Source organism: Kitasatospora sp. NPDC048662 (assembly GCF_055587065.1).
In genome coordinates, this window is record NZ_JBVJHA010000003.1 from 119,619 (window position 1) to 145,809 (window position 26,191).

At 72.4% G+C, this 26,191-nt stretch carries 21 protein-coding genes; 9 read left to right on the top strand and 12 right to left on the bottom strand.

Annotated elements, in window-relative coordinates; translation table 11 throughout:
- Positions 1-48: 48 nt before the first annotated feature.
- A complete protein-coding gene (locus ACZ6R9_RS11100) occupies positions 49-798 on the bottom strand; it encodes a MerR family transcriptional regulator (protein WP_380484627.1) in 750 nt (249 codons plus the stop codon).
- 210 nt (positions 799-1,008) lie between these two features.
- Between ACZ6R9_RS11100 and ACZ6R9_RS11105 the strand changes: the two genes are divergently transcribed.
- Genes ACZ6R9_RS11105 through ACZ6R9_RS11115 form a run of 3 tightly spaced genes read left to right on the top strand, consistent with a single transcriptional unit; the run spans position 1,009 to position 4,513 of the window.
- The gene (locus ACZ6R9_RS11105; RefSeq protein WP_380484629.1) at positions 1,009-2,565 is read left to right on the top strand and encodes a flavin-containing monooxygenase; all 1,557 of its coding nucleotides are present in this window, start codon (positions 1,009-1,011) and stop codon (positions 2,563-2,565) included.
- The gene (locus ACZ6R9_RS11110) at positions 2,562-3,626 is read left to right on the top strand and encodes an alpha/beta fold hydrolase (protein WP_465537869.1); all 1,065 of its coding nucleotides are present in this window, start codon (positions 2,562-2,564) and stop codon (positions 3,624-3,626) included. The genes ACZ6R9_RS11105 and ACZ6R9_RS11110 overlap by 4 nt, the downstream gene beginning before the upstream one ends.
- On the top strand, positions 3,623-4,513 hold the full coding sequence (locus tag ACZ6R9_RS11115) for an SDR family oxidoreductase (RefSeq protein WP_380484633.1): 891 nt from the start codon (positions 3,623-3,625) through the stop codon (positions 4,511-4,513). Before ACZ6R9_RS11110 ends, ACZ6R9_RS11115 begins: the two co-directional genes overlap by 4 nt.
- Before the next feature lie 117 nt (positions 4,514-4,630).
- On the opposite strand, the gene ACZ6R9_RS11120 is transcribed toward ACZ6R9_RS11115, so the two are convergent.
- On the bottom strand, positions 4,631-6,694 hold the full coding sequence (locus ACZ6R9_RS11120) for a discoidin domain-containing protein (RefSeq protein WP_465537871.1): 2,064 nt from the start codon (positions 6,692-6,694) through the stop codon (positions 4,631-4,633).
- A gap of 462 nt (positions 6,695-7,156) precedes the next feature.
- On the opposite strand from ACZ6R9_RS11120, the gene ACZ6R9_RS11125 reads away from it, so the two are divergent.
- Both ACZ6R9_RS11125 and ACZ6R9_RS11130 read left to right on the top strand, forming a co-directional pair.
- Positions 7,157-7,930, top strand: a complete 774-nt coding sequence (locus tag ACZ6R9_RS11125) for an SDR family NAD(P)-dependent oxidoreductase (protein WP_380484636.1) — start codon at positions 7,157-7,159, stop codon at positions 7,928-7,930.
- Positions 7,931-8,243: 313 nt separating this feature from the next.
- Complete coding sequence (locus ACZ6R9_RS11130; protein WP_465537874.1) at positions 8,244-10,049, top strand: ABC transporter ATP-binding protein; 1,806 nt, start codon at positions 8,244-8,246, stop codon at positions 10,047-10,049.
- Between the two features lie 18 nt (positions 10,050-10,067).
- Here the strand turns inward: ACZ6R9_RS11130 and ACZ6R9_RS11135 are convergent, their stop codons facing one another.
- Together ACZ6R9_RS11135 and ACZ6R9_RS11140 are read right to left on the bottom strand one after the other, a co-directional pair.
- Positions 10,068-10,739, bottom strand: coding sequence for a lysophospholipid acyltransferase family protein (locus tag ACZ6R9_RS11135; protein WP_465537876.1), 672 nt, complete (start codon positions 10,737-10,739; stop codon positions 10,068-10,070).
- Between the two features lie 226 nt (positions 10,740-10,965).
- Complete coding sequence (locus ACZ6R9_RS11140; RefSeq protein ID WP_380484643.1) at positions 10,966-13,146, bottom strand: bifunctional glycosyltransferase/CDP-glycerol:glycerophosphate glycerophosphotransferase; 2,181 nt, start codon at positions 13,144-13,146, stop codon at positions 10,966-10,968.
- 677 nt (positions 13,147-13,823) lie between these two features.
- Here ACZ6R9_RS11140 and ACZ6R9_RS11145 point away from each other — a divergent pair.
- Positions 13,824-14,093 (top strand): hypothetical protein, encoded by a 270-nt coding sequence (locus ACZ6R9_RS11145; protein WP_380484644.1) that lies wholly within the window; start codon positions 13,824-13,826, stop codon positions 14,091-14,093.
- Positions 14,094-14,308: 215 nt separating this feature from the next.
- Positions 14,309-14,731, top strand: coding sequence for a YjbQ family protein (locus ACZ6R9_RS11150; RefSeq protein ID WP_380484646.1), 423 nt, complete (start codon positions 14,309-14,311; stop codon positions 14,729-14,731).
- 7 nt (positions 14,732-14,738) lie between these two features.
- On the opposite strand, the gene ACZ6R9_RS11155 is transcribed toward ACZ6R9_RS11150, so the two are convergent.
- The 5 genes from ACZ6R9_RS11155 to ACZ6R9_RS11175 all read right to left on the bottom strand — a co-directional run bounded on the left by ACZ6R9_RS11155 (position 14,739) and on the right by ACZ6R9_RS11175 (position 21,158).
- Positions 14,739-17,786 (bottom strand): choice-of-anchor D domain-containing protein, encoded by a 3,048-nt coding sequence (locus ACZ6R9_RS11155; protein ID WP_465537879.1) that lies wholly within the window; start codon positions 17,784-17,786, stop codon positions 14,739-14,741.
- Positions 17,787-17,850: 64 nt separating this feature from the next.
- Complete coding sequence (gene pqqB / locus ACZ6R9_RS11160; protein ID WP_465537881.1) at positions 17,851-18,741, bottom strand: pyrroloquinoline quinone biosynthesis protein PqqB; 891 nt, start codon at positions 18,739-18,741, stop codon at positions 17,851-17,853.
- A 20-nt stretch (positions 18,742-18,761) separates the two neighbouring features.
- Positions 18,762-20,264 carry a pyrroloquinoline quinone biosynthesis protein PqqE gene (gene pqqE / locus ACZ6R9_RS11165; protein ID WP_465537883.1) on the bottom strand — a complete coding sequence of 501 codons (1,503 nt, stop codon included), beginning with the start codon at positions 20,262-20,264 and terminating at the stop codon, positions 18,762-18,764.
- A 3-nt stretch (positions 20,265-20,267) separates the two neighbouring features.
- Positions 20,268-20,966 (bottom strand): pyrroloquinoline-quinone synthase PqqC, encoded by a 699-nt coding sequence (gene pqqC, locus ACZ6R9_RS11170; protein ID WP_465537885.1) that lies wholly within the window; start codon positions 20,964-20,966, stop codon positions 20,268-20,270.
- Positions 20,967-20,975: 9 nt separating this feature from the next.
- Complete coding sequence (locus tag ACZ6R9_RS11175) at positions 20,976-21,158, bottom strand: hypothetical protein (protein WP_465537887.1); 183 nt, start codon at positions 21,156-21,158, stop codon at positions 20,976-20,978.
- 201 nt (positions 21,159-21,359) lie between these two features.
- Here ACZ6R9_RS11175 and ACZ6R9_RS11180 point away from each other — a divergent pair, with 201 nt between their 5' ends.
- The gene (locus tag ACZ6R9_RS11180; protein ID WP_465537889.1) at positions 21,360-21,581 is read left to right on the top strand and encodes a hypothetical protein; all 222 of its coding nucleotides are present in this window, start codon (positions 21,360-21,362) and stop codon (positions 21,579-21,581) included.
- 22 nt (positions 21,582-21,603) lie between these two features.
- Positions 21,604-22,413 carry an alpha/beta fold hydrolase gene (locus ACZ6R9_RS11185; RefSeq protein ID WP_465537891.1) on the top strand — a complete coding sequence of 270 codons (810 nt, stop codon included), beginning with the start codon at positions 21,604-21,606 and terminating at the stop codon, positions 22,411-22,413.
- Here the strand turns inward: ACZ6R9_RS11185 and ACZ6R9_RS11190 are convergent, their stop codons facing one another.
- From ACZ6R9_RS11190 to ACZ6R9_RS11200, 3 genes are all read right to left on the bottom strand, one after another.
- Positions 22,414-22,719, bottom strand: a complete 306-nt coding sequence (locus tag ACZ6R9_RS11190; protein ID WP_380484663.1) for an XRE family transcriptional regulator — start codon at positions 22,717-22,719, stop codon at positions 22,414-22,416.
- A gap of 2 nt (positions 22,720-22,721) precedes the next feature.
- Complete coding sequence (locus tag ACZ6R9_RS11195; RefSeq protein WP_380484665.1) at positions 22,722-23,090, bottom strand: type II toxin-antitoxin system RelE/ParE family toxin; 369 nt, start codon at positions 23,088-23,090, stop codon at positions 22,722-22,724.
- A gap of 67 nt (positions 23,091-23,157) precedes the next feature.
- Positions 23,158-26,184 carry an AAA family ATPase gene (locus ACZ6R9_RS11200; protein WP_465537894.1) on the bottom strand — a complete coding sequence of 1,009 codons (3,027 nt, stop codon included), beginning with the start codon at positions 26,182-26,184 and terminating at the stop codon, positions 23,158-23,160.
- Between the last annotated feature and the right edge of the window lie 7 nt (positions 26,185-26,191).

Genomic DNA, 26,191 nt, shown 5'->3' on the forward strand with positions numbered 1-26,191 from the left:
CGCGTGCCTGCCGAGGGCCCGGGCGCCGCCCGCCTCGGCGAGCGGGGATCAGGTCTCGTTCAGGCGGTCGTACTCGGCGCGGACGCGGCGGTCCATGGCGAGGGCGAACTGGGCGTCGTTGACGGCCCGGGCGAGCGGGCGGATGCGGTGGATGCGCTCGGTGAGGCGGGCGGCTTCGGCGGGGGTGAGGTCCTGGACGTGGGCGAGGGCGCCCAGCAGCCGGTCGCGGATCAGGGTGACGAAAATGTCGGCCATCGCGTCGGCGTACTCGCTGGCGTGGCGGCTGACCTCCAGGACGGCGGCCAGCGGCACACCCTCGTCCACCAGGGCGACGGTGGCGTCCATCAGGCGGCGGCTGATGTGGGTGATGCCGTCGGGGTCGACGGTGATGAAGCCCTGGGCGAGGGACTCGGCGGTGTTGGCCTCGGTCAGCTGGTCGCCGAACGCGGCGCGCAGTTCGTCCCAGCTCAGATGGACGGGCGTCTCGTCGGACCAGGGCGCGACCAGCGCGGCCTGAAGGCCGATCAGTTCGGCGACGTCGCGGCCGTCCTCGCCGGCGCCGATCAGTTCGGCGATGCCGCCGAGCGCGTGCCCGCGTTCGAGCAGTTCGCCGATCAGCCGCAGCCGGGCCAGGTGCTGGGGGCCGTACCAGGCGATCCGGCCGGCCTTGCGGGGTGGTGGCAGCAGGCGGCGTTCGCGGTAGAAGCGGACGGTGCGCACGCTGATGCCGGCCGCCTCGGCGAGTTCGGCGATGCGGTACTCGCGCGGGGGCTCGCGGTCCTGCTGGATCTCCGCCACGCCGGTCAGCATAGGGCCGGGCCGGGACGGGCGGACACCCGCGCAATCCTCGGCGTCGGCGCTATTCCACTCAGTGTCAACAAGGGCTACTCTGCCAAACGCGCCAGTGATTACTGGCAGCATCCAGGGCTCCATCCCCTCAGCACGCAGCGGCAGTTCAGCACCGCACCGGCCCGTGCCGTTCCCCACCCTTGCCAGGAGGACCCGCCCATGGCACCCCGCACCAAGAAGCCGCCCGTCCCTGCCATGCCGCAGCCGGACCCCGTGCCGCACGTGCGGGTCGCCGTCGTCGGCTCCGGCTTCGGCGGCCTCGGCGCCGGCGTCCGGCTGCGCCGCGCCGGGATCACCGACTTCGTGATCCTGGAACGCGCGGACTCCATCGGCGGCACCTGGCGCGACAACTCCTACCCGGGCTGCGCCTGCGATGTGCCCTCCCACTTGTACTCGTTCTCCTTCGCGCCGAACCCCGAGTGGCCCCGGGTGTTCTCCGGACAGCCCGACATCCGCGCCTACCTGGAGAAGGTCGCCGACACCTTCGGGTTGCGCCCGCACCTGCGGTTCGGCGCCGAGGTCACCGAACTGCGCTGGGAGGAGGAGCGCACCCGATGGCGGGTCACCACCCGGGCCGGCAGCTGGACCGCCGACGCCGTGGTCTCCGCCGCCGGCCCGCTGGCCGACCCGCAGATCCCCGACCTGCCCGGCCTGGACAGCTTCCCCGGCAAGGTCTTCCACTCCTCCCGCTGGGACCACGACTACGACCTGGCGGGCAAGCGCGTCGCCGTGATCGGCACCGGCGCCTCCGCCGCCCAGATCATCCCCGCCATCCAGCCCACCGTCCGCAGCCTGACGGTCTTCCAGCGCACCCCGGCCTGGGTCCTGCCGCGCGCCGACCGCGAAGTGACCGGCGTGGAGAAGTGGTTGCACAGCAAGCTCCCGCCCAGCGGACTTCTGCGCCGGTCCGCCCTGTTCGTGATTCGCGAGCTCCAGGTGGACGCCTTCGTGCGCCGTCCGCAACTGCTCAAGCTGGTCCAGCAGGTGGCGCTGCGGCACATGCACAAGGCGATCGCCGACCCGGCGCTGCGCGCCAAGCTCACGCCGGACTACCGGATCGGCTGCAAGCGCATCCTGCTCAGCAACACCTACTATCCGGCGCTCGCCGCCCCCAACACCGAGGTGGTCGCCTCCGGCCTGCGCGAGCTGCGCGGCAACACCCTGGTCGCCGCCGACGGAAGCGAACACCAGGTCGATGCCGTGGTGTTCGGCACCGGATTCCACGTCACCGACCTGCCGATCGCGCAGCGGGTGTACGGCATCGGAGGCATGGCGCTGGCCGAAGCGTGGAAGGACGGTATGGAGGCACTGCGCGGCTCCACCGTGCGGGGCTTCCCCAACCTGTTCTTCCTGATCGGCCCGAACACCGGGCTCGGCAACAACTCGATGATCCTGATGATCGAGTCCCAACTCAACTACCTGATCGACGCGCTGACCACGCTGGACTCCCTCGGCGCCACCGCCATGCAGCCCACAGAACGGGCCCAGCGGCAGTGGAACCTGGAACTCCAGCACCGGATGAGCCGCACCGTGTGGACCACCGGCGGGTGCCGCAGCTGGTACCTCGAAGAGGACGGCAAGAACACCGTGCTGTGGCCGGCCTCCACCAGCGCCTTCCGCCGTGCCACCCGGCACGTCGATCTCGCCGAGTACGAACTCCTCAAGCGCACAGCCCCGTTGGGCGACGCGCTCGACCCCGAGGCGGTGCCCGTATGAGCCCCCGTATCCCCGCCGACTGCGTGCTGCCCGACCCGGCAGCCGTCCACACCGTCCGCTCCGCCGACGGCGCCGAACTGAGCGTCGAGGAGTACGGACGCGAGGGCGCGCCGCTGCTCGTGCTCGCTCACGGCTGGACGTGCGCGACCACGTTCTGGGCGCCCGTGATCAACCGGCTGGTCGCCGACTTCCGGGTCATCGCCTACGACCAGCGCGGCCACGGCCGCAGCCCCGCGCCGGCCGACGCCGCCGGGTACGGCACCGACAAGCTCGCCGACGACCTCGAAGCGGTGCTGACCGCGACCGTCCCCGCCGGGCGGCGAGCCGTGGTCGCCGGCCACAGCATGGGCGGCATGACCATCATGGCGGCCGGCGGACGCCCCGAGGTGGCCTCCCGCACCGCCGCCAACGTGCTGGTCAACACCGGCCCCGGCGAACTCGTCGACGAACTGACGGTGCTTCCGCCCTTCGTGCGCGGCCGGGCGCTGCGGCGCATGCTGAGCCGCCCGGTGCTCCAGTCCCGGCTGTCGCTCGGCTCGGTCAACGGCATCAGCCGGGCCGCCCTCAAGTACGCCACCATGGGCCCCGCCACGCCCGCCGACCGGGTCGAGGCCTGCGCGCAGGTGGTGCACGCCTGCCCGGCCAAGGTGCGCTACCAGTGGGCGGTGGTGCTGGACGTGCTGGACGTGCACGCCGGGCTGGCCCGGATCACCGCGCCGACCGCCGTCGTCACCAGCAGCAACGACAAACTGACCCCGCCGGTGCACTCGCACCGGATCTTCGCCGCCCTGGCCGACCCGCGCGGCCTGCTGGAACTCCCCGGCGCCGGCCACATGAGCCCGGTCGAACGCCCCGCCGAGGTCGCCGAGGAGATCCGCCGGGTCGCCGCGCTGGTCGCCGACGACCTGTCGGCGGACGCCGTTGCGTTCAGCGGTGCCGAAAACAGCGGTGCCGAGAACATCGGTGCCGAGAACATCGGTGCCGAAAGCACGGCCGAGGTCGCGAACACCAGCGCTTCGGACCACCCGTCCCCGACCGCCACCGTGGAGAAGACCGCATGACCCCGCCGCTGTCCTCGCAGGTCGTCGTCATCACCGGAGCCGCCCGCGGCCTGGGCGCGCTGATGGCCCGCAAGCTCGCCGACCGGGGCGCCAAGGTCGCGCTGGTCGGCCTGGAGCCCGCCGAACTCAAGGCCGTCGCCGCCCAGTGCGGCGAACACGCCTCCGCCTGGGAGGCCGACGTCACCGACCTGGACGCGCTGACCGAGGTGGCGAACCGGATCAAGGACCGCTACGGGCGGATCGACACCGTCGTCGCCAACGCCGGCATCGCGCTCGGCGGGCCGATGCAGGACAGCGACCACCGGGCCTGGAGCCGGGTGATCGAGGTCAACCTGCTCGGCTCCGTCGCCACCGCCCGGGCCTTCCTGCCCGCGCTGGTCGAGAGCCGCGGCTACCTGCTGCAGATCGCCTCGCTGGCCGCGCTCACCCCGGCCCCGCTGATGTCCGCCTACTGCGCTTCCAAGGCCGGCGTCGAGTCCTTCGCCCACGCGCTGCGCGCCGAGGTCGCCTACCAGGGCGTCAAGGTCGGTGTCGGCTACCTGAGTTGGACCGACACCGACATGGTGCGCGGCGCCGACGAGGACGCGGTGCTGCGGCAGATGCGGGCCAAGCTGCCCTGGCCCGCCAACAAGACGTACCCGATCGGCCCGGCCGTGGACCGGCTGGTGGCCGGCATCGGCCGCCGCTCCGCGCACGTCTACGCGCAGGCCTGGCTGCGCGGCATGCAGCCGGTGCGCTGGATGATGCCCGGCCTGATCGCCGCGGTCGGCTCCCGCGACGTCGCCAGGCTCGCGCCCGAGCTGAAGGCCACCGCCGCCACCCGGCTGCGGCCGGTCGGTGCGGGTGGGCAGGCCGATCAGGACGCCCGGGCCGCCAAGATGGAGTAATCACAGAATGACGGGCGGACAATCGGCTTTGGAGAGAGGCCGATTGTCCGCCCGTCACATTCGGACCGTCACATTCAGACCGTCATGGACAGACCGTCATACCGGAAGCGGTGCGGGTCAGGTGCCGTGCACCGACAGCTCGTACAGCGAGTACCCCCACTGGGTGGCCCGCGCCGTGCCGTGGAAGCGCACGTACCGGGCCGCCGTCGGCGCGAACGAGGCGGTGTCCTGGCCGCCGTCGCCCGCCGTGGTGGACCAGACGGTGCGCCAGGTGCTGCCGTCCGTGGACACCTCGATCCGGTAGCCGGTGGCGTAGGCGCGCTCCCAGTCCAGCGTCACCCGGTCCACGGTGTGCACCGCGCCGAGGTCCACGGACAGCCACTGGTCGTCGCTCCAGTCGCTGGCCCAGCGGGTGGACCGGTCGCCGTCCAGCGCCCGGCCGGGCTGGTAGGAGGTGAACGGGTTCCACTCCGAGGAGCTCGCGCCGGCACTCGCCGTTCCGGTCGCCAACTCCCGCCCGGGGGAGTAGTGCTCGGTGGCCCGCCAGGTGGTCAGGTAGGACTGCGCGCCCTTCATCAGATCGTTCACCACCTCCTGCCCGCCACTGAGCCGGATCTGCTCGATCCAGTCGGGCAGCAGTCCGGCGTGCGCCATGCCATCGGTGTTGACGTCCCAGGTCCGGGAGCCGGTCACCTGACGGTCCAGCACCGAGCCACCGTCCGCGCTGCGGAACGGGTACGTCACCGCGTTGGGCGCGCCCGCGCCGACCGGGCCCGGCCAGCCGCCGACACCGTTCAGGTCACTGCCGTAGCCGTAGCCGACCCCGTACGTGTCACGCAGCGCCTTGGTGCGGTTCGCCTCGGCCACGAACCCGCTCGCCTCGTGCGGGTACTGGGCGGCGAACCCGCCCAGCTTGTACAGGCGTTCGGTCCAGTTGAGGTCCATCCAGCTGTGGCTGGAGAGCACCCCCGGGTAGGCCTGCGACTCCAGGATCTCGAACGCGCTCTTCGCCGCCTTGACGCTCATGTGGTCGACTTCGAGCATCATGTGGCGCTGCATCATGCCGCGCAGCGCGTAGTCGCCGAGTTCGGTCAGCCCCCGGGTGTTGCACTGGGCGGACGTGGAGTACGTGGGCAGGCTCACTCCGGCCGGCAGCATCCCCTGGGCCTGCGCGGTGGGCAGCCCGATCGGATTGTCGTGCTGCGGGCCGGTGCACTGCTCGGTGGTCCAGAACGTGCCGGTGGACAGGAACTGCCCGGCGTTCACCGCCACCCCCGTGCCGCCCTCGTCGAACCGCACGCCGCACAGCGCGTTGTCGAACTTGTGGCACAGGAACATGCTGCGCACCCCGAGCGCGTACAGCTCGTCCAGCCCGCGGTCGATCGCGGCCCGGTCGCACTGCGGCACGTCCAGGATCTGCTTGCAGCCGAACGGCTCCGAGGTCTCCACCCCCAGCACCACCGCCAACTTTCCCTGCTCGACCACGGAACGGGCCTGGTCGGAGTCGGTGACGATGCGGAACCAGCCCTTGCCGGGCCCGCCGTACATCGTGTCGATGTACGCCTGGAGTTCGTAGGACTTGCGGGCCTCGGTGCGGATGGCGTCCATCTCGTCGCAGCCGCGGTCCTTGTACGGGTAGATCGAGCACAGCAGCCCGTTGGTCACCAGGTCGTTGACCAGCACCCGCTCGCCGCCGCGCCAGGCCCGCTCCACCCAGGCGTAGTAGTCCTGCTGGTGGCTGAGCGAGTTGTGGGCCGGCCAGTCGGCGAAGGTCGGCCAGCCGACCGGGTCGTGGTGGCCGTTGGCCCCGCCGGTGACGTTCTCGAACAGGGCGAGCGAACCGTCCGGGTAGTGCTCCGGGCAGTCCTTCAGCGCGTCCGCGGCGCCCTGCGGGGAGAACGCGGCGCCGCAGATCACCCGGCCGCCGAAACCTTCGGCGGACATCAGGTGGTTGTGCGCGTCGACGAAGCCGCGGACACTGCCGTCGGCGGCCGTGCCGCGGAACGGCTCGCCCGTGACATTGATCTGCGAGTCCGGCGCCGGCCGGGCGGTGGGATTCCACCACCCGTCGGCGGCACGGGCGTTGGGGCCGGGAACGGCGCCGCCGACGATCGCGGCCGCGAGCAGGAGCAGCGGCAGCAGACGGGCGAGGACGTTCCTGGCGCGATGGTTTCCGATCATGGGCACCTCTCGGCTCGGGGAGGCGGCGGTTTTTCCCGAGAATCCCGAGCTGTTGACACCCCGTCAATAGATCGGACGAAATTACTTACCGGTCAGTATCTGGCGAGTTCGAGGCGATTTGTCGATAGGTCACCCTGTGCGGACACGCTTCGGGCCCGCCCCGTGGGGAGGGGGCGGGCCCGGGAGAGGCGAAGGCGCGCCGGCGCCGTCAGGACCACCGGGGTCGGGGACGGGCCGGGCACGCGACTTCTATCCAGAACGGGTGAAGCTGAACAAGCATCAGTTCTCCAGGGTGAGGCGGACACCGCGTGGGTCGGCGGCGATGCCCGAAACCGTAGGTTGATAGGACTGGTGCCATGCCGGGGCGCGCCGCCCACCCCGGGGACGTCGCTCGAAGGGCCGACCGGGCCGCGCTCGCAAGATCCACGCCGGATCCGGCTACCGACCGGTACGGTCGGGTCCATGACCACAGCCCTCATCACCGGCGCGACCGCCGGCATCGGTGCCGCCTTCGCCCGCCGCCTCGCCGCCGACGGCCGAGACCTGGTGCTGGTCGCCCGCGACACCGAACGCCTGCGGGAGTCCGCCGACGAACTCGCCGCCCGCTACGGCGTCCAGGTCGAGACGATCGCCGCCGACCTCGCCACCGACACCGGCATCGGCTCCGTCGAGGACCGACTGCGCGACGACACCCGCCCCGTCGACCTCCTGATCAACAACGCCGGCTTCGGCAACCGCGGCGCGTACCTGGACGTCCCCGTCCAGGACGAACTCGACATGCTCAAGGTTCACATCGAGGCCGTCCTGCGCACCACCACTGCCGCCGTCCCCGGCATGCGCGAACGCGGCTTCGGCGGGATCGTCAACCTGGCCTCGGTCGCGGCGTTCGTCCCGCGCGGCACCTACGGCGCGACCAAGGCGTGGGTGGTCAACTTCACCCTCGGCATCGCCCGCGACCTGGCCGGAAGCGGAGTCCGGCTCCAGGCGCTGTGCCCCGGCTTCACCCGCACCGAATTCCACCAGCGGGCCGGCATGGGCACCTCCGCGATCCCCGCCTGGGCCTGGCTCACCGCAGACCGCGTCGTCGACGAATCCCTGCGCGACCTCGCCCGCAACCGCCCACTGTGCGTACCCGGCAAGCGGTACAAGGCGGCGGTGACGGCGGCCCGAATTCTTCCGCTGGGCGGGCTGGGGAAGCTGTCCACCACGGCGGGACGCGACTACCGCAAGCCGTAGCCGGGGGCGCGAGCCGGCGGGCGCGAGCTGGCGGGCGCGAAGACAGGGGCGCGGGGAACTGCGAGCTGGCGGGCGCGAAAACAGGGGCGCGGGGAACTGCGCGACAAGCGCACACCGCGTCCGCGAGGTCGCGATCAAGTGCAAGTCATTGTCCTGCGTCGCGATCTTGCGGAGGTGGTGCGTTCCCCTTCGCGCAGTTCCCCGCGCCCCTGGGTGTGCTCTCCAGGGAATTCCCGGAAGGTTAGTTTTGCTAATGGTGAGCGAAGCTCGTTAAGCTCGCAGTGTCCTGTCCGCCGACCACCTGGAGGTCTCCGTGCGACTGAACCGGATCGACTGGACGCCGCCCGAAGGGGAGGAGCGGCAGCCGGCGCAGGTGAGGAGGATCCTGCGGTTGTTCCGGCCGTATGCCGGGCGGCTGGGCGTGGTGGGGTTGCTGGTGGCGGCGTCCGCGGTGGTGTCCGTGGTGACGCCGTTCCTGTTGCGGGCGGTGCTGGACGTCGCGATTCCGGAGCGGCGGACGGGGCTGCTGACCCTTCTCGCGTTGGGGATGATCGCGGCGGCCGTGGTCACCAGCGTCCTCAACGTGCTGCAGACGCTGATCTCCACCACCGTCGGGCAGCGGGTCATGCACGACCTGCGCACCTCGGTCTACCGGCATCTGCAACGGATGTCGCTGGCGTTCTTCACCAGGACCCGCACCGGCGAGGTGCAGTCCCGGATCGCCAATGACATCGGCGGGATGCAGGCCACCGTCACCGGCACCGCCACCTCGCTGGTGTCGAACCTGACGGCGGTGATCGCCAGTGTGGTCGCGATGGTCGCGCTGGACTGGCGGCTCACCATTGTCTCGTTGCTGCTGCTCCCGGTGTTCGTGTGGATCAGCCGCCGGGTCGGCCGGGAGCGGAAGCGGATCACGGGGGAGCGGCAGCGCCAGCTCGCCAAGCTCTCCTCCGCGGTGCAGGAGTCACTGTCCGTCAGCGGCATCCTGCTGGGTCGCACGATGGGCCGCTCCGCCTCGCTGACCAGCGAATTCGCCGAGCAGAGCGACGAGTTGGCGGCCCTGGAGGTGCGTTCCAGCATGGCCGGCCGGTGGCGGATGTCGACCATAGGGATCGTGATGGCCGCGATGCCCGCGCTGATCTACTGGGCGGCGGGCCTGGCCACCGCGACCGGCGCGCCGATCGTCTCGCTGGGCACCCTGGTGGCGTTCGTGTCGCTGCAGCAGGGCCTGTTCCGTCCCACCGTCAGCCTGCTGTCCACCGGCGTGGACGTGCAGACCTCGCTCGCGCTGTTCCAGCGGATCTTCGAGTACCTCGACCTGCCGGTGGAGATCGACGAACCCGAGCACCCCGTCCAGCTGGAACGGATCCGCGGCGACGTGCGGTTCGAGGACGTCGAGTTCCACTACCAGGCCGGGCAGGACCGCCCCACCCTGGACGCGATCGACCTGGCCATTCCGGCGGGCGGCTCGCTCGCGGTGGTCGGTGAGACCGGCTCCGGCAAGTCCACGCTGTCCTATCTGGTGCCGCGGCTTTACGACGTCAGCTCCGGGCGGGTGCTGATCGACGGTGTGGACGTGCGCGAGCTGTCCTTCGAGACGCTGACCCGGGCGGTCGGTGTGGTCTCCCAGGAGACCTACCTGTTCCACGCCTCGATCGCCGACAACCTGCGCTTCGCCAAGCCCGAGGCCACCGACGAGGAACTCGTCGCCGCCGCCAAGGCCGCCCAGATCCACGACATGATCGCCGAACTGCCGGACGGCTACGACACCTTGGTGGGCGAGCGCGGCTACCGCTTCTCCGGCGGCGAGAAGCAGCGCCTGGCGATCGCCCGCACGGTGCTGCGCAACCCGCCGGTGCTGATCCTGGACGAGGCCACCAGCGCGCTGGACAACCAGACCGAACTGGCCGTCCAGCAGGCCCTGGACGCCCTCGCCGAGGGCCGCACCACGATCACCATCGCGCACCGGCTGTCCACCGTCCGGGACGCCGACCAGATCGCCGTCCTCGACCACGGCACGCTCGCCGAACTCGGCACCCACGAGCAGCTGTTGGCCCGCGACGGCCGCTACGCGGCGCTGCTCAACCGGGAGGGCGTGGTGCCGGTGGCCGCCGTCTGACGGCCTGCCGGGAGCGGGTCAGGCGGCCTTCGGGGACTCGTTGTACTGCTCGGCCAGCTCCTGGCCCGAGAGGGCGTGGATGGCCGCCATCACCTCGTCGGTGACCTGCCGGCGGACCTTCGCGGAGCGGGCCTGGCCGTGCAGGGCGTCGAAGCGCAGCGGCTCGCCGAACTTGACGGTGATCCTGCGCAGGCGCGGGATGCGGCTGCCGACCGGGAGGATGTGCTGCGAGCCCTCCAGCGCGACCGGGACGACCGGCACGCCGGCGGTCAGCGCCAGCCAGGCGACGCCGGTCTTGCCGCGGTACAGGCGGCCGTCCAGCGAGCGGGTGCCCTCCGGGTAGATGCCGAACGCCCGGCCGGAGCTGAGGATCTCCAGCCCCTCCTCCAGCGAGGCAGTGGCGGCCCGGACGCTGCCGCGCTCCACCGGGACGGCGTTGATCACGTGGGTGAAGAAGTACCGGGAGACCGCGCCCTTGAGGCCCGTGCCGGTGAAGTACTCGGCCTTCGCCAGGAAGAACACCTGACGCGGCGCGGCCAGCGGGATCACCACGCTGTCCACGAACGACAGGTGGTTGCTCGCCAGGATCACCCCGCCCTTGCGCGGCACGTTCTCCAGGCCCTCGATGGTCGGCCGGTAGAGGGCGCGTGCGAGCGGCTTGAGCACGAGCTTGGTGACGAGGTCGATCAACTGGCCCTCCCTGGCCGAAGGTCGGACCGCCCGGGGCCCAAGGGCAGTGCCCGCCGAGGGGCGAGGCACGCGGCTCGGACGGAGGTCGGACCACTGGGTTCGAACCGCAGACTACGACATCGCACCGGCCGCCCGTCCACCACCCGGCGTCATCACGCCACTGCGATCCTCGTCACGCCCACCTGGTGGGAAAGCCCGCGCCCACCAGGTGAGACAACCGCCGGCGCTACTTGCGGACCGGGAAGATCCGGCTGACCACGCGCTCCGCGGCCCGGCCGTCGTCCCACGGGCAGAACCGCTCGCGGAAACGCTGCCGGGCGGTCGGCTCCGGGTCGCCCGCGAGCAGTGCCTCGGTCAGCGCGTCCTGCTCGGTGGCGACCGCGCCCGGCGGCTCCTTCATCAGGTCGAAGTAGACGCCCCGGACCTGCTGGTACTCCTCCCAGTCGGGGGCGTACACGGCGATCGGCCGGTCCAGCACCGCGTAGTCGAACATCATCGAGGAGTAGTCGGTGACCAGGGTGTCGGCCGCCAGGTACAGGTCCTCCACCGAGGGGTGGTCGGAGACGTCCAGCAGCCGGGCCGAGCCCGGGAGCGCCGTCAGGTCGCCCGCGCCGCCGTCGTGGAAGTAGTGGGTGCGCACCAGAACCGTCCACCCGGAGCCGAGCCGTTCGGCCAGCGCGGGCAGGTCCAGCAGCGGCAGGTAGCCGCCCCGGGACTCGCGGTGGGTCGGCGCGTACAGCACGGTGCGCTGCCCGGGGGCGATGCCCAGCTCGCGGCGGACCTTCGCGCACTCCTCCGTGGTGGCGTGCACCAAACGGTCGTTGCGCGGGTAGCCGGTGTCCAGGGTCTGGTACGTGCCGGGGAACGCCCGGGCGAAGTGCTCGCTGGTGTGCGGGTTGGGGGAGACCAGGTAGTCCCAGCGCGCCACCGCCTCGCGCAGCCGCTCGAAGTCCATCCCGTCCGCCGCGATCGGGTGGTCCCGCAGGTCCATCCCCATCGCCTTCAGCGGCGTGCCGTGCTGGGTCTGCACATGCACCGTGCCGGTCCGCTTCGCCATCGTGTGCGGGAAGTTGACGTTGTTGACGAAGTACTTGGCGGTGGCCATCGCCTTCAGGTACGCCGGGGTGTTGACGATCACGTACGGCACCCCCTCGGGCAGCGTCGCGGCCCGCGCCGCGTTCTCCACCACCCACACGCCGCGCACCTGCGGGGCCAGCTCCCGGGCCTTCTCGTAGATCGCCGCCGGGTTGCAGGCGTACCCGCGATGCCAGTACGCCGCGTACACCGCCAGGTGCTCGTCTATCGGAAGCCGCCGGAACGCGTTGTACGCGGTGAACCGGGCGCTGCTGCGCATCGCCTTCTTCACCCCGGGCGCCACCGCCCTGGTGCCGCGCTTGACGGCACCCGGCAGGCGGCCGCCGCGGCGCAGCTCGGCGTAGGCGCGGCGGGAGCCGCGGGCGGCCAGCCGGTACTGGATGCCGCGCACGCCGGACGGGAAGCGGTAGCCGGCCGGGCGGTGCTTGGCGAAGTGGCCGGTGATCCGGGCGAAGAACTCGGCGCGCAGCTCGACCGGGACCAGCCCCGGGGAGTCGTAGATGGTCAGGGCCTGCTTGACGGTGCGGTCGAAGACCAGGGTGCGCAGCTTGTTCGCCCGCTCGTTGCGGTCCAGGAAGGCGAAGATCGCGTCGTACTGGGCGAAGGCGTCGGCGTGCTTGGCGGAGGCGGTGGCGGTGATGGCGCCCGGGCGGCCGCGCCGGTAGCGGTAGCAGGGGCGGTCGAGGTAGACCAGCCGGTCGGCGGCCAGCAGCAGCGGGTAGGTGACGGAGATGTCCTCGTAGTACCCGCGGCCGAAGTGCACGTCCAGGTCGAGCAAGTACTGCCGGCGCATCACCTTGTTCCACACCGCGAGCACCGAGTTGAACAGCGCCGGGTGCTCGGCGGCGGTGCAGCCGGAGACCAGCGGGGAGCCGGCCAGCACGTGCCGCCAGGGGTTCGGCTCCTCGCCGCCGTCGTGGTAGACGTGCGTGAAGTCGGTGAGCAGCACGTCGGCGGGCAGGTCGCGGGTGGTCTCGGCGCGCAGTTCGGCGAGGATCGCGTCGATGGTGCCCTCGGGCAGCCAGTCGTCGCTGTCGACGAACCAGACGTAGGTGCCGGTGGCCTCGGCGAGGCCGGCGGTGCGGGCGCCGCCCAGGCCCTGGTTCTCCGCGAGGTGCAGGACCCGCATCCGGGGGTCGCCGGCCGCGTGCGCGTCCAGCAGGGCGCCGCTGCGGTCGGGGGAGCGGTCGTCCACCGCGATCAGTTCGACCTCGCCGGGGGCGGCACCGTCGGCCCGGAGCGAGTCCAGGCACTGCGGCAGGAAGCGCTCCACGCCGTGGACGGGCAGAACGATGCTGAGCAGGGGTGGCACGTGCGTTCACTCCGCGAAGGGATTGGGTGGCTCCGGCAGATCGCCCGGTCCCCGCCCACTCTACCGAGCGCCTACGGGCAGGCCCCGGGCGCGGCCGGACCACGGCACCCCGGGTGCGGGTGGCCGGGGTCTGCCGCGGGCGGCGCTCACTGCCAAGAACGCGACCGCCGGTGCCGCGCCGTGTCAGCGGCGGCACCGGCAGTCCGGTTGGCGGTCCGGCCGACCCTCAACGGCCGACCGCCGGTCCGTGCACCACACCGGAGTCGGGCCGCCGCAGCGTCGAGACGGCCGCGAGTGACTCTCTGTGGTGCCGGAAGCCTGTCATGTGATGAGCAGGTGATTCATTCATACTCGAACTCATCCGACCGGGTAAGGGGTGGGTGAGGCCCGTGATCCCGTGTCGATACAGATATTGCTTGGAGGTTCCGGCGGCGTCAATCCCTCGTATGTGTTCAATTTCTGAACTCTTGAGGCCGCCGCGACGCCTGACGCCCGGTCATGCTTGGATGGTGCACCATCAACCGATGCGCAGTCGTGACCGGGAGCGCCGTACTTCGGTGAACGTCGGTTCCGTTCGCACGATACGGTGGCAGAACACCAGGACGGTTGTGTGAAGGCCGTCATAGCCGGATAGTCTTCGCCTCACGGCCCTGGCGCCTCGTAGGGGTGGGAAACAGATGGAACAGATTCAAGTGCGGACGCGGCCCCGGGTGCCCGCGATCCAGTGCGGCATGGGCACCACCGGCCGCCGGATCGACCGGCACCTCGCGGTGCTCGGCGCCCCCGCGCTCTCGGCGATGGACACGGCGGAAGCACTCGGCCTGATAAGAGAACTGACGCCACGTGGACCCAGCGTCCCCGTCGCGGTGCCCCGGCGCTCCGTGCGGGTCTCGCTGATGGCCCCGCTGCGCCGGCTCAAGCGGAGCATGTTCGGCAGCCGCGGCTGAGCGCACCGACGTGAGGACGGGCGGCCCGGCCGCTCGTCGCCACGAACCCGACGGACCATGGGTCCGTCGGGCTTTCGGCGTTCCCGCGCGCGGTCGGTGAAGCCCTGGCGCACGCTTGCGAAAGGCTGGCGCACCCTGGCGGGGGACCTTGCGGTCGGGTGGCGTTCGGCGGCCGCCCCTTCGGGCGGGGCCACAAGATCGGCCAGGATGGCCCCATGTCCGACACCTTCCACACCACCACCTTCGACATCACCACCGGCCGCCGGGAAGTCGCCCTCGACATCACCGACCGCTGCCACGACTTCCTGCGGGACGTCGCCGGCGGGCGCGACGGCCTGCTGAACGTCTTCGTCCCGCACGCCACCGCCGGCATCGCCGTCATCGAGACCGGCTCCGGCAGCGACGACGACCTGCTCACCACCCTGCGCGAACTCCTGCCCGCCGACGACCGCTGGCGCCACCGCCACGGCACTCCCGGCCACGGCCGCGACCACGTGCTGCCCGGGCTGGTCGCCCCGCACGCCACCCTGCCGGTGGTGGGCGGGCGACTCGCCCTCGGTATCTGGCAGTCGGTCGTGCTGATCGACACCAACGGCGACAACCCGGACCGCACGCTGCGCCTCTCGTTCCTCGGCTGAGCGGCCGTCAGAAGGAGATCGACACCCCCTGGACGCGGTGGTTGTCGTTGAGCCCGCCGGTGGCGCCGGTGAAGCCGACCAGGACGGTGGCCGGAACGGCCACGGTGGTGTCGATCGCCGGCCGGCCGTCCACGGTGACCTGGACGCGGCCGCCGGTGACCTGCACGTCCACGGCGTGGGTGCCGGTGCGCAGATTGCCCACGTCGGTGGCGGTCGCGGCGTAGCTGAGCGCGTCGCCGTGGCCGCCGGTGGCCAGGCCGACGAAGTTGGCCGAGGGGTCGTTGGCGTTCTGGGACGTGTCCAGGGTGACGGCGAGGCCGCGCAGGCCGGAGTAGCCGAGCCCGCCGCCGCCGTCGCCGAGCGAGTGCGGTGTCTCGTGGGCCGCGTCGAGCAGGACGAAGGCCAGGCCGTCCGCGCCCGAGCCGCCGCCGATGACGGCCGTGAAGTGGGCGTGCAGCTTCGCGGAGGGCACCGCCATGTTGCACAGGGCGGATCCGGTCTGGTCGTTGATGGTCTCGGTGAGCACGATGTCGTTGCCGGAGATCCCGGCCGTGCCGTTGAACGTCCAGCCGCCGGAGTTCGGCGGGGAAACGCTGCCGCTGGTGACTCCGGTGCCGGTGAAGGGGACGGGCTGCTTGCCCTGGTCGTCGTCGCCGGTGAGCACGAACTGACCGGAGGCCGGGCCGGGGGCGGTGGGGGCGAAGACCACCGCCTGGTGGATCCGCTGCTCGGAGCCGAGCTGCATGCCCTCGGTGATCGGGTCGGGGGCGGCGAAGGGCGCGGTGGGCGGTGCGGCCTTGGTCACGTTCAGTGTCACGTTGCCGGTGTTGCTGATCTCGAAGCTCTTGCCGAGCGAACCGCCGACCGGAACCTGGCCGAAGTCGAGCGAGGTCGGACTGATCGTCAGGTGCGGGGCGCCGACGACGGCCGTACCGGTGAGCGGGACGGTGACCGAGAGGCCGTCCGCTCCGGTGACGACGAACTGCGAGCTGTCGCCACCGGCCGGGCTCGGGACGGTCGGCGCGTAGGTGACGGACACGGCGACTGAGACGCCCGGGTCGAGGGTGGAGCCGGCCGCGGGCAGGCCGGTGACCGTGAACGGGGGCGAGGGCGGTGTGGTGCCGGCGATCGTCTCGGGCACGGTGCCGGTGTTGGTGATGGTCACGCCGGTCGTCATCGAGGCCTGGGTGGGCAGCTCGTCGAAGTCCAACGACGACGGTGACGCGGCGAAACCGGGCTGGGTGCCGGTGCCGTGCAGGTCGAAGCCGACGGTGTCGGCGGCGCCGCTCGTCGTCACGGCGAAGGAGAGCGTCCCCGTCGCTCCGCCGGGCCCGGTCGGTGCGAAGCCGACCGGGACGGCCAGAGTGGCTCCGGTGTTCAGGGTGACCGGAAGGGCCGGGGGCGTGGCACTGAAGGGCGCGGTGGTGGTGATCGCCGTGACGGTCACACTGCGCGCCGCGGTGACCGTCGCCGTGGCGTTGCCGGTGGCGCCCACCGCGACCTGCCCGAGGTCGACCGGACTGCCCGTCAGGGCTGCCTGGGACGGGCTGCCGAAGGCGACCAGATGGCCGTCGCTGGTGCCGACATAGACCCGGCCCGAGCCGACGCCGACCTTGGAGAACTTCACGGCCGTCCCGATCGGCGCCGACCAGCGCAACTTCAGGATGCCGTTGACCGGCACCGCGTCGTACGCGCGCAGTTGCGCATTGACGCCGTCGCCGCCGTCGGCGCAGACGATCCAGACCAGCGCCGAGCCGGAGGTCGTACCGTCGGACGTCACGATCGGCGAGCCCGGGTAGTGGCCGATCCCGGCGCTGCTGGTGCCCGCATTGGCCAGGACGGGCGTGCCGGTGCCGTCGACGCCGTACTTGAGCGCGCGGAGGCGGCCGGCGTTTTCCTTGATGTTGTTGTCGTTCTCGGGGACGTAGACGTATCCGCCGTCGCCGCCCCAGACCGCCGGGTGGCCCCAGACACCGAAGAACGGCCCCGCGACGGCCAGCGCTCTGTCCGAGCCGCCGGGCCCTTGGCCACGACCGCCCAGATCGTCCCGGTCGAGGAGGAAGATCCGGCCGTCCTTTCCGACCTGGACCAGCAGATTCGGGTGGGCCGCGGTGCCGAACGGCGGCGAGGGCAGGGCGACCGGGCCGCCGGACCCGAGGTCCCGGTCGTTCAGGTCCAGCTTGTCCGCGTTGGCGGGGCTGAAGAAGTCCACCGGAGTGAGCTGCCCGTTGCTGGACAGGTGGACCACCGAGTGGCCGAGGTGGCCGGGCGGCTGCTTGCCCGGGCCGGGCGCCGGGAAGACGCCGTTGCCGGTGGAGAAGAAGATCCGGCCGGGACCGTCCGAGACCAGGCCGCCGCCACCCATCCAGACCCCGGCCTCCGAGTTGCTGGCCGCGTTCTCCGTGGCCCACATGCGCAGCGCACCGGTCGCCGTCTTCACCCCGACCACGTAACCGATGTATTCGTCCAGGTCGCAGTGTGCGCCGAAGCCGAAGAAGACCTCGCCGTCGAGCAGCAGCAGGCCGGTCCGCTGCATCGCGCTGAACGCCTTGAACACGGTGTTCGGGTTGTTCGACGGGGAGCCCTGGATCTTGACCGGCCAGCCCGGGGGTTCGTGGCCGGTCGCCACGTCCAGGCTGTGCAGGTACCAGTGCGGGCTGTGGTCGTTCGGGCCGTCGTTGACCTTGGTGGTGAGGTAGACCCGCCCCGACGAGGCGTCGTACACCGGGGTGCCGGTCACGCCGATGTTGGGTTTCAGGTCGCCGCAGCCGATCGCGGAGGACGGCCAGGCGGGGCCGAGTGCTGTGGACCAGAGAACCGCACCGGTGACGGCGTGGATGCCGTAGACGTTGTTGTTCTCGGTCGCGACCACCACGGTGGACCCGATGACCAGCGGCTGGGCGTAGACCTGCCCGTCCACGGCCGTCGAGAACAGCTGGCCGAAGCTGCCGGCACTCACCTTGCTGGGCGCCAGCTGCGGCTGGCTCGCGTCCCAGCCAGTGCGCATCGGATTGAACGAGACGGTCGGATCCTGGGCGATCACGTTCTGCGGCATTGTGTGCTTCCTCCTCCGTATCGAGCGACTGCCCGGCGAGGTGACGGGAGCGTCCACGGCCTGCTCACAGCCGCAGCTCCATGCCGTCACCGGCGACCTCCACGCCCTCGGCCGCGAGCTCCTTGTGCTGCTCCGAGTCCGGGTCGGTCAGTGGGTTGGTGTTGTTGAGGTGCGTGTAGAGGCGCCGCGCGCCCGGGTGGGAGCGCAGCCGCCGCAAGGTGCCGTCCGGCCCGGCGATCGGCAGGTGGCCGAAGGCGCGGGCGGTGCGGCGTTCGCCGGTGACGTGGCGCAGCTCCTCGTCGCTCCAGAAGGTGCCGTCCAGGAGCAGGCAGTCGGCGCCCGTCAGGAACGCGTCGAAACCGTCCGGCCAGTCGGCGAGCGAGGGCGCGTAGACCGCGCAGGCTCCGGTCCGGGTGTCCGTGAAGCGGTAGGCGAGGGCCCAGGGGCCGGGCGCGTCGTAGTGGGCGGCGTAGCGGGGCCGCTTGTCGCTCACCGGGAAGGCGGTGACCGTCAGCCCGCCGTCGAGACGGAGCCGCTGGTCGAACCGGTGCCAGCGGGAGGTGCCGTAGCAGGCCAGCAGGCCGCGCAGCGGGAGGACCTCCCCGAGGCTGTGCCAGACCGGTGTCGGGGCGTGGATGTCCAGTTCGGCGCCCTCGCGCAGGGCCAGCAGGCCGGTGATGTGGTCGAGCTCGCCGTCGGTCAGCAGGACCCCGCGCAGCGGCGTGCAGCGGGTGCCGTCCGGCGGGGTCAGCCCGGATGCGGCGAGCAACTGGACGCGGAGGTCGGGCGAGGCGTTCACCAGGTACCAGGCGTCGTCGGAGCAGCTGATGGCGAGGCATTCCTGCGTCCGCCAGGCCTGCGGGCCGGCCGCGCGGGCCCGGGAGCAGGTGGGGCAGGCGCAGTTCCACTGGGGCAGGCCACCGCCGGCGGCGGTGCCGAGTACGCGTAGCCGCATGATGGCTTCCCTCTCTCGGCTCAGGCCCCGCGTGGCACCAGAGGCTCGGTGGGGTCCGGCTCGCCGCCTCGGACCGGCTCGGTGCCTCGGACCGGCTCGCCGGCTCGGACCAGCTCCGTGACGAGCGCGTGATGCGGCGAGAGGCGGCAGACCGGGTCGGTGGCGGCCGGGTCACCCGTGAGCTGGAAGGCCTGGCAGCGGCAACCGCCGTGGTCGATCTCCTTGCGCTCGCAGCTGCGGCAGGGCTCGGGCATCCAGTCCGTGCCGCGGAAGCGGGTGAACGCGGGGGAGTCGAACCAGATGTCCGCCAGCGGGCGGTCGCGCACGCCCACCACGCCGAGCCCCGGGATCTGCGCGGCGGCGGGGCAGGGCAGCACGTCACCGTTGGGCGCGACGGTGAGCTGGCGGCTGGCCCAGCCGTTCATGCAGGGCTTGGGCCAGGTCTCGTGGTAGTCCGAGACGACATAGACGATCTGCAGGGTGCCGGCCAGGCGTTCGCGGGCGGCCGTCACCGCGGCCTCGGCCGCCGCCAGTTGGGCACCGGTCGGCAGCAGCGCCGCGCGGTTGCGCAGGGCCCAGCCGTAGTACTGGGTGTTCGCCAGTTCGAGTCGGTCCGCGTGGAGCTCCGTCGCCAGGTCGATCAGGGCGGGGACGTGCTCGATGTTGCGCCGGTGCAGCACGACGTTGACCGTCAGGGGCAGGCCGGCGGCCTTGACCAGACCGGCGGCGGCGAGCTTGCGCGCGTGCACGGGCCGGCCGGCCAGCGCGTCCGCCGGAGCGGCCGTCGCGTCCTGGATGCTGAGCTGGACGTGGTCGAGGCCCGCGGCGGCCAGCTCGGTCAGCCGGGCCGGGGAGAGCGCCTGCCCGCCGGTGATCAGACTGGTGTACAGGCCCAGCCCGTGGGCGTGCGCCACCAGTGCGGGCAGGTCGCGCCGGAGCAGGGGCTCGCCACCGGACAGGTGCACCTGGAGCACGCCCAGGGCCCGGGCCTCGGTGAGGACCCGCCGCCACTCGGCCGGGCTCAACTCGTCGGCATAGGAGTCGAGCGCGACCGGGTTGGAGCAGTACCCGCAGCGCAGCGGGCAACGGTAGGTCAGTTCGGCGAGCAGGCCGAACGGCCGGCCCGTCCGGTCGCCGTCGGGGAGTGCGGGCGGCTCGGCAAGGGGCGGCGTCGCCGGTGTCTCGGGAGGGGCGGGTGTCTCGGGAAGGACGGCTGTCTTGGGAAGGGCTGCCGGAAGGGGCGGGCGGGCCGGGCCGGTCTCCTCCAGCAGGTACTGCTCGGCCAGCGAGGCGAGGAAGGACCGCACCTCGTCCGGTCGCACCCCGGAGTACTCCCGCTCCAGTTCGGCGAGGATCGCCGCCGTGCCGGTGGCGCCGTCGCAGCGCGCCAGCACGGCAGCGGCCGTCTCGCCGAGCAGCAGCACGCCCTCCGGGTGCAGCAGCACCGGGACGGACCGCACCTGGTCGTGGCCGAGCCGGACGCCCCGGCGCAGGCGCCAGGGACCGTCCGCCCTCGTGGTCATTCGTCAGCCCGCCGGGGTCGCGCGCTCGATGGTGTCCAGCATCGACCAGAGGACGTCGCACTTGAAGGAGAGCGCGTCCAGGGCCGCGTCCTGCTGCTCACGGCTCGTGCAGTATTCGGTGACCAGGTCCAGCGCGTGGGCCGAGTCGGCGTCGGCCACGGCCGGACGCTGCTCGAAGTACCGGAGGCCGGCGGGATCCACCCACTTGTAGTGGGTGCGCAGGGCGGCGAGCCGTTCGCGCATCAGGTCCGGGGAGAACAGCTCGGTGAGCGAGGCGGCGACGGCCTCGATCCATGGCCGGGTGCGCGCGAAGTTCACGTAGGCGTCCGTGGCGAAACGCACGCCCGGCAGGACATGACGCTCGTCCAGCACCTCCTTCCGGCTGAGCCCGGCGGCCTCGGCGAGGGCGAGCCAGTCGAGGTTTCCCCCCTGGTCGGGGGCGGTGCCGTCCTGGTCCGCGAGGCGCTTGACCCAGCGGCGGCGCACCTCGGGGACGGGGCAGTTGGCGATCACCGCCGCGTCCTTCTGGGGCAGCCACTTCTGGTAGTACCAGCGATTGGCGATCCAGGATCGCAACTCCGGCTCGCTCAGCCCGCCCTGGTGCAGCCGCAGATGGAAGGGATGGTTGTGCCAGTAGTTCTCGGAGTGGGCGTGCAGGGCCGCGGTGAACTCCGGGACGGTACGTGCCGTTCGGTCCGTCATGGTCGCTCGCTACCGTCGGCCCGCATACGCCGTGACCTCGTGCGCGAGCTCGATGCCCTGCGCGGCCGGCGGCGACCAGGACCGCCGCAGGTCCGTGTCGGGCGGCGGCTCGGACGGCGCCGTGCGCGGCGGGTCGGCCGGGCCGGTGGGCGGGTGGGCTGAGGTGGTGGTGGCGTTCGGCTGGTTCGTCATGCAGCACCTCGGAGGTGATCACGATGGGATGTGCACGGTCGGTTTTCAGGATCGATCCGCGCCCCGACCCGCGCAAACGGTGCACGGGGTGGGACCTGTGCATGTCAGGGTGCGGATCGTCCGGTGTCACTGATCCCCGGCCGGCTGATCCCTGACTGTTGGACCGGCGGGCCCCGGAGGGCGGGGACGTACCCTGGGCGCATGGCGGAGCAGCGGTCGGAGAGCAGGAGCACCGGGCAGCTCTGCGAGGTGTCCGCCGATCCCGAGCAGGCCCGGCGCGGGCTGCTGCCCGGCGGGCCCGGTGAGCGCGCCGCGTGTGTGCTGTGCGGCGGGGAGACCGAGTATCCGGCCGAGACGCCCGGCGCCACGCTGTGCCCGGTCTGCACCTGGCAGCAGGCCCAGCGTGCGGCGTGCTCCGGCTGATGATCCGTCAGACAATCGGTCAATGACCGTTTCTGCGCCGAGTGACCGGCCTGTCGCCGGCCTGTTGGAGCGCCCCGACGCCACACTCGCCTTCGAGACCACCGGCAGCGCCGGCCCGTTGGCCGTGCACGCGCACGGCTCGCTCTCCAGCCGGGCCCACGAGCGGCGCGCCCTGCTGTTCGACTGGACGCCGCTCACCGCGACCCACCGCCTGGCCCGCTACGACGCGCGCGGCCACGGGCACTCCACGGGCCGGCCCGTACCGGCGGACTTCAGCTACCCCGTGCTCGCCGAGGACTTGCTGGCGCTCTGCGACCACCTCTCGCCCGACGCGCCCGTCACCGCGCTCGGCGCGTCCATGGGCACCGCGACGGTTCTGTGGGCCGCGCTCGCCCGACCCGAACGGTTCGACCGCCTGGTGCTGGCCATCCCCGCCGTCGCCTGGGAGGCCCGCGACCCGCGACGGTCCGGGCTGCGAGCTGCCGCGGACCTGGTGGAGCGGCGCGGCACGGGCGCGCTCAGGGCCGCCGCGAAGATCGGCGGACCGCCCGCCGTGCTCGCCGAAGTCCCCCAGTACACGACCGAGTTCGACGCCGCAGAGCACCTCGCGCCGTCCGTCCTGCGGGCCGCCGCCGAAGCCGACCTGCCCGCCCCGGACCGCCTCCGCGACCTCCCCCACCCCACCCTGATCCTCGCCTGGCCCACCGACCCCGTCCACCCCCTCCCCACCGCCCACACCCTCGCCGCCCACCTGCACACCGCCACCACCCTTGAGGACATCAGGAGTTGGGGCCGAGTCGCGGCGAACTTCCTGGCGGCACCTGCGAGGTGACTACCGGATGCGCAGCTGGCGGTCCCCGAAGTCGGCCACCAGACGGAGCTGCCCGCCGAGTGCCTCGATGTACTCACGGAGCGTGCCGAGGGAGGTGCTTTCGAGCTCGCCGCGCTCCAGCCGCGAGACGTTCGGCTGGGTGACGCCGATCATTTCCGCAACCTCGGTCTGGGTCAGGTCCTGCTCGCGACGGATCTCGGCGAGGCGGTAGGCACGTACCTCGGCGTCGAGCTTGGCGCGGTGCGCCGCCACCCTGTCCTCGTCGGTGACGACCTGGGCCCGGACGTCCTTCCAGGATCTGGCCATTGCTACTCGCCCTCCTTGAGTGCGTCGAGGTGCCGGTCGAATCGGGCATCCGCGATGGGGATGTTCTTGTCGTACCACAGGTGCCACTGCCCGGACTTGTCGCCGGCCACGAGGAGGATGGCTTCCCGCTCCGGATCGAACGCGAACAGGATGCGGATCTCACTCTCCCCGCAGGCCCGAGGGCGGAGTTCCTTCATATGGTGGTGTCTGGACTGCTTGATCCGATCGACGAGTGGTCGCCCGAGCGTCGGGCCTTGCTCCGCCAGCATGTCGATGGCCGCGGCAACCTGATCGGCTACCTCGGGCTCGCTCTCGCTCAGCCCGACGAACCAGGCGTCGACGGCTTCATGCAGTGAGACTTCCCATGTCACGCGAGAAGTATGCGGTTCACGTTATATGCGCTGCAAGTTATGTCCCGGGCCGGTGCCGGGTGGGGCCTCAGGGGGCGTCGTGGGTGGTGTGGTGGGTGGTGGAGCCGTGGCGGTGTTTGCGGATGAGGAGTTGGGCGGGGATGCGGGTGCGGAGGTCGGCGACGTGGCTGACGATGCCTACGGCGCGGTCGCGTTCGCGGAGGGAGTCGAGGACGTCCATGACTTCCTCGAGGGCGTTTTCGTCGAGGGTGCCGAAGCCCTCGTCGATGAAGAGGGTGTCGAGGGGCATGCCGCCGGCCTCGTCGGTGACGACGTCGGCGAGGCCGAGGGCGAGGGCGAGGGAGGCGAAGAAGGACTCGCCGCCGGAGAGGGTGGCGGTGTCGCGTTCGCGGCCGGTCCAGGCGTCGACGACGTGGAGGGAGAGGCCGGAGCGTTTGGTGCCGGACACCAGGCCGTCGCTGTGGACCAGGGTGTAGCGGCCGCCGGACATCTTCAGCAGGCGCTGGCTGGCCGCGGCCGCGACCTGTTCGAGGCGGGCGGCCAGGACGTAGGACTCCAGGCGCATCCGCAGGGCGTTCTCGGCGGGGGCGCCGGCCAGCAGGGCGGCGAGGCGGCTGATCCGGGCGTGGGCGTCGAGGACGGGGGCGAAGGCGGCGGCCAGGGCGGTCAGGTCGTGGGTGATCCGGGCCAGGGCGGCGACCCGGTCGGTGGCGGTGCCGTGTGCGGTGTCGGCGGCGCGCAGGACGGCCGTGGCGTGCTCCTCGGCGGCGTGCGCGGAGGTGGCGTCCGCCGGGGGGAGTTCGGCGGCCGCGCGCAGGTCCGGGTCGGCGAGGCGGGCCGCGGCCTGTTCCAGGGCGGCGTCCAGCTGCTCGAACCGCCGTTGCAGCGCGTCGCGTTGGTGGGCGGGGAGTTCGGCGGCGGCGAGGGCCGACAGGTCGGTGAAGCCCGCGTCGGTGGCGGCCCGTTCCAGGGCGTCGGTGGCCTCGGCGAGCCGGTGGGTGGTCTCGGTGGTGGTGCGGGCCGCGTCCAGGACGGCCGTGACGGTGCCGGCGAGGGCGTCCACGGCGGCGGCGCGGGCCGCGACGGAGGGGGCGTCGGCCCGGGCGGCGGCGATCCGTCCGGCCAGCGCGTCGAGTTCGGCCGCGACGGTGCCCAGCCGGTCCGCGAGGACGGCGCCGCGCTCGCCCGCCTGCCGCAGCCGCTCGTCGCGGGCCCTGCGTTCGTGTTCCAGCCGCTCGACCTGCTGGCCGAGCGGCACCAGCTGCTCCGCGGTGTGCAGCGCGGCGCGTCGATCGGCATTCAACTCGTCCAGGGCGAGGGACAGTTCGGCGACCGAGCGGCCGCCGGAGGCGGTCTCGGCGGCCGCGGCGTCCACCTGGAGGGTGCTCAACCGGCGCTTGGCCGCGTCGAGTTCGCCCTCGGCCGTGTGCTGGGCGGCGCGGGCGCGCTGCTCGTCGGCGGCGGTGACCTGGTCGGCCGAGGGGCGGGCCGGGTCCGGATGCTCGGGCGAGCCGCAGACCCGGCAGGGCTCGCCGGCGGCCAGCTGGGCCGCCAACTCGGCGGCCATGCCCGCGAGTCGACGTTCCTGGAGGTCCAGGGTGCGGGCCCGGGCGTCCAGGGCGGCACCCGCCAGCGTGTGGACCTCCGCCTCGGCGGCGGCCAGAGCGGACAGCAGCCGGCGGTGGCGCCGGGCCGCGCCCTGACGGATCGTCAAGTCCTCGTGCTGGGCGTCGAGTCGGGCGAGGAGGGCATGGGCGTCGCGGGCCGCGTCGAGATCGACGTTCAACTGCTTCAGCTGGTCGTCGAAACCGGACAGCCAGTCCTGCGACTCCTCCGCCAGGTCGTCCGCCCGCTTCTGCTCGGCGGCCAACTCGGCACGCTCAAGCAGAAGATGGGAATGCCGCTGCTCGTCCGCGCGGGCCTCCGCCAGGCGGGTCGCCTCGGTGCGCAGGGCGTGCTCCGCCGAGGCGAGCGGGAGCTCGCCGAGCAGCCGGGCGGCCCACGGTGCGGCGGACCGGGCGGCAAGCTCGGCGGTGTGCGCGGACTCGGCGGTGGTGGCGGCGGTGTGGGCGGCCAGTGCGCCCCGGTGCAGGGCGCGCAGGGGGGCCAGGGTCTCGGCGGCCAGGGCGAGCCGCAGGCGGGCCCGGTCGGCGGCCGACTCCTGGGCGGTGGCGGTGAGTTGGAGATGCCGGTCGAGCGCGGAGCGGTAGTGCTGCTGACGGTCCGCCAGGGTGCGCTGGGCGTCCAGGTGTGCGCGGGCCCGGGTGCGGGCCGACTCGGCGGCGCCGAGCGCCAGTGCCGTCGCGGTGACGCGTTCGGCGGCCGTGCCGCGCAGCATCGCCGCCCAGGCCAGCACCTCCGAGGCGGAGGCGTTCTCGCCGGGCCGGTGCGCGGCGGCGTCCTCCGCGAGCGGACCGGCCGCCTCCTCGGCGCGGGCCGCCAGGTCGCGCAGCTTCTGCCGCCCGGCCTGCACCTCGTGCTCCTGGCGCAGACGGCGCTCCGCCGTCCACCGCTCCAACTGCTCGAAACGGCCGGTGTCGAACAACTTGCCCAGCAGCTCGGCGCGCTGCTTGGAGTCCGCGCGCAGGAACCGCGCGAAGTCGCCCTGCGGCAGCAGCACCACCTGGCAGAACTGGTCCCGGCTCATGCCGAGCAGCCGGGTCAGCTCCTCGCCGGCCTCCTGGTGCGAGCGGCTGACCGGGACCCAGCCCGGCTCGCCCTCGCCGGCGTCCGCCGCCCATTCGCGCAGCAGCGTCTGCGCCTTGTCCTGGGTGAAGCCCGAACCGCGCTTCTTCGGACGGAGCTGCTCCGGGCTGCGGGTGATCTCCAGCCGGCGCCCGCCGAGCGTCGCCTCCAGCACCACCTCGGTGCGCCGCCCCTGGTCGGCGTGGTCGCTGCGCACGCCGTTGCTCCTGCGCGACCCCGGCAGCTCGCCGTACAGCGCGTAACAGACCGCGTCCAGCACACTGCTCTTGCCCGCGCCGGTCGCCCCGCGCAGCAGGAACAGGCCGGACGCGGTGAGCCGGTCGAAGTCGATCCGCTCCGTGGACGCGAACGGGCCGAACGCGGTGACGGTGAGCTGGTGCAGTCTCATCGGGCAG

Excerpts from the sequence above, each read along its gene's own strand:
- ACZ6R9_RS11105 (WP_380484629.1), top strand. The coding sequence starts at position 1,009 with ATGGCACCCCGCACCAAGAAGCCGCCCGTCCCTGCCATGCCGCAGCCG.
- ACZ6R9_RS11110 (WP_465537869.1), top strand. The coding sequence starts at position 2,562 with ATGAGCCCCCGTATCCCCGCCGACTGCGTGCTGCCCGACCCGGCAGCC.
- ACZ6R9_RS11115 (WP_380484633.1), top strand. The coding sequence starts at position 3,623 with ATGACCCCGCCGCTGTCCTCGCAGGTCGTCGTCATCACCGGAGCCGCC.
- ACZ6R9_RS11120 (WP_465537871.1), bottom strand. The coding sequence starts at position 6,694 with ATGATCGGAAACCATCGCGCCAGGAACGTCCTCGCCCGTCTGCTGCCG.
- ACZ6R9_RS11125 (WP_380484636.1), top strand. The coding sequence starts at position 7,157 with ATGACCACAGCCCTCATCACCGGCGCGACCGCCGGCATCGGTGCCGCC.
- ACZ6R9_RS11145 (WP_380484644.1), top strand. The coding sequence starts at position 13,824 with ATGGAACAGATTCAAGTGCGGACGCGGCCCCGGGTGCCCGCGATCCAG.
- ACZ6R9_RS11150 (WP_380484646.1), top strand. The coding sequence starts at position 14,309 with ATGTCCGACACCTTCCACACCACCACCTTCGACATCACCACCGGCCGC.
- ACZ6R9_RS11155 (WP_465537879.1), bottom strand. The coding sequence starts at position 17,786 with ATGCCGCAGAACGTGATCGCCCAGGATCCGACCGTCTCGTTCAATCCG.
- pqqB (WP_465537881.1), bottom strand. The coding sequence starts at position 18,741 with ATGCGGCTACGCGTACTCGGCACCGCCGCCGGCGGTGGCCTGCCCCAG.
- pqqE (WP_465537883.1), bottom strand. The coding sequence starts at position 20,264 with ATGACCACGAGGGCGGACGGTCCCTGGCGCCTGCGCCGGGGCGTCCGG.
- pqqC (WP_465537885.1), bottom strand. The coding sequence starts at position 20,966 with ATGACGGACCGAACGGCACGTACCGTCCCGGAGTTCACCGCGGCCCTG.
- ACZ6R9_RS11175 (WP_465537887.1), bottom strand. The coding sequence starts at position 21,158 with ATGACGAACCAGCCGAACGCCACCACCACCTCAGCCCACCCGCCCACC.
- ACZ6R9_RS11180 (WP_465537889.1), top strand. The coding sequence starts at position 21,360 with ATGGCGGAGCAGCGGTCGGAGAGCAGGAGCACCGGGCAGCTCTGCGAG.
- ACZ6R9_RS11185 (WP_465537891.1), top strand. The coding sequence starts at position 21,604 with ATGACCGTTTCTGCGCCGAGTGACCGGCCTGTCGCCGGCCTGTTGGAG.
- ACZ6R9_RS11190 (WP_380484663.1), bottom strand. The coding sequence starts at position 22,719 with ATGGCCAGATCCTGGAAGGACGTCCGGGCCCAGGTCGTCACCGACGAG.
- ACZ6R9_RS11200 (WP_465537894.1), bottom strand. The coding sequence starts at position 26,184 with ATGAGACTGCACCAGCTCACCGTCACCGCGTTCGGCCCGTTCGCGTCC.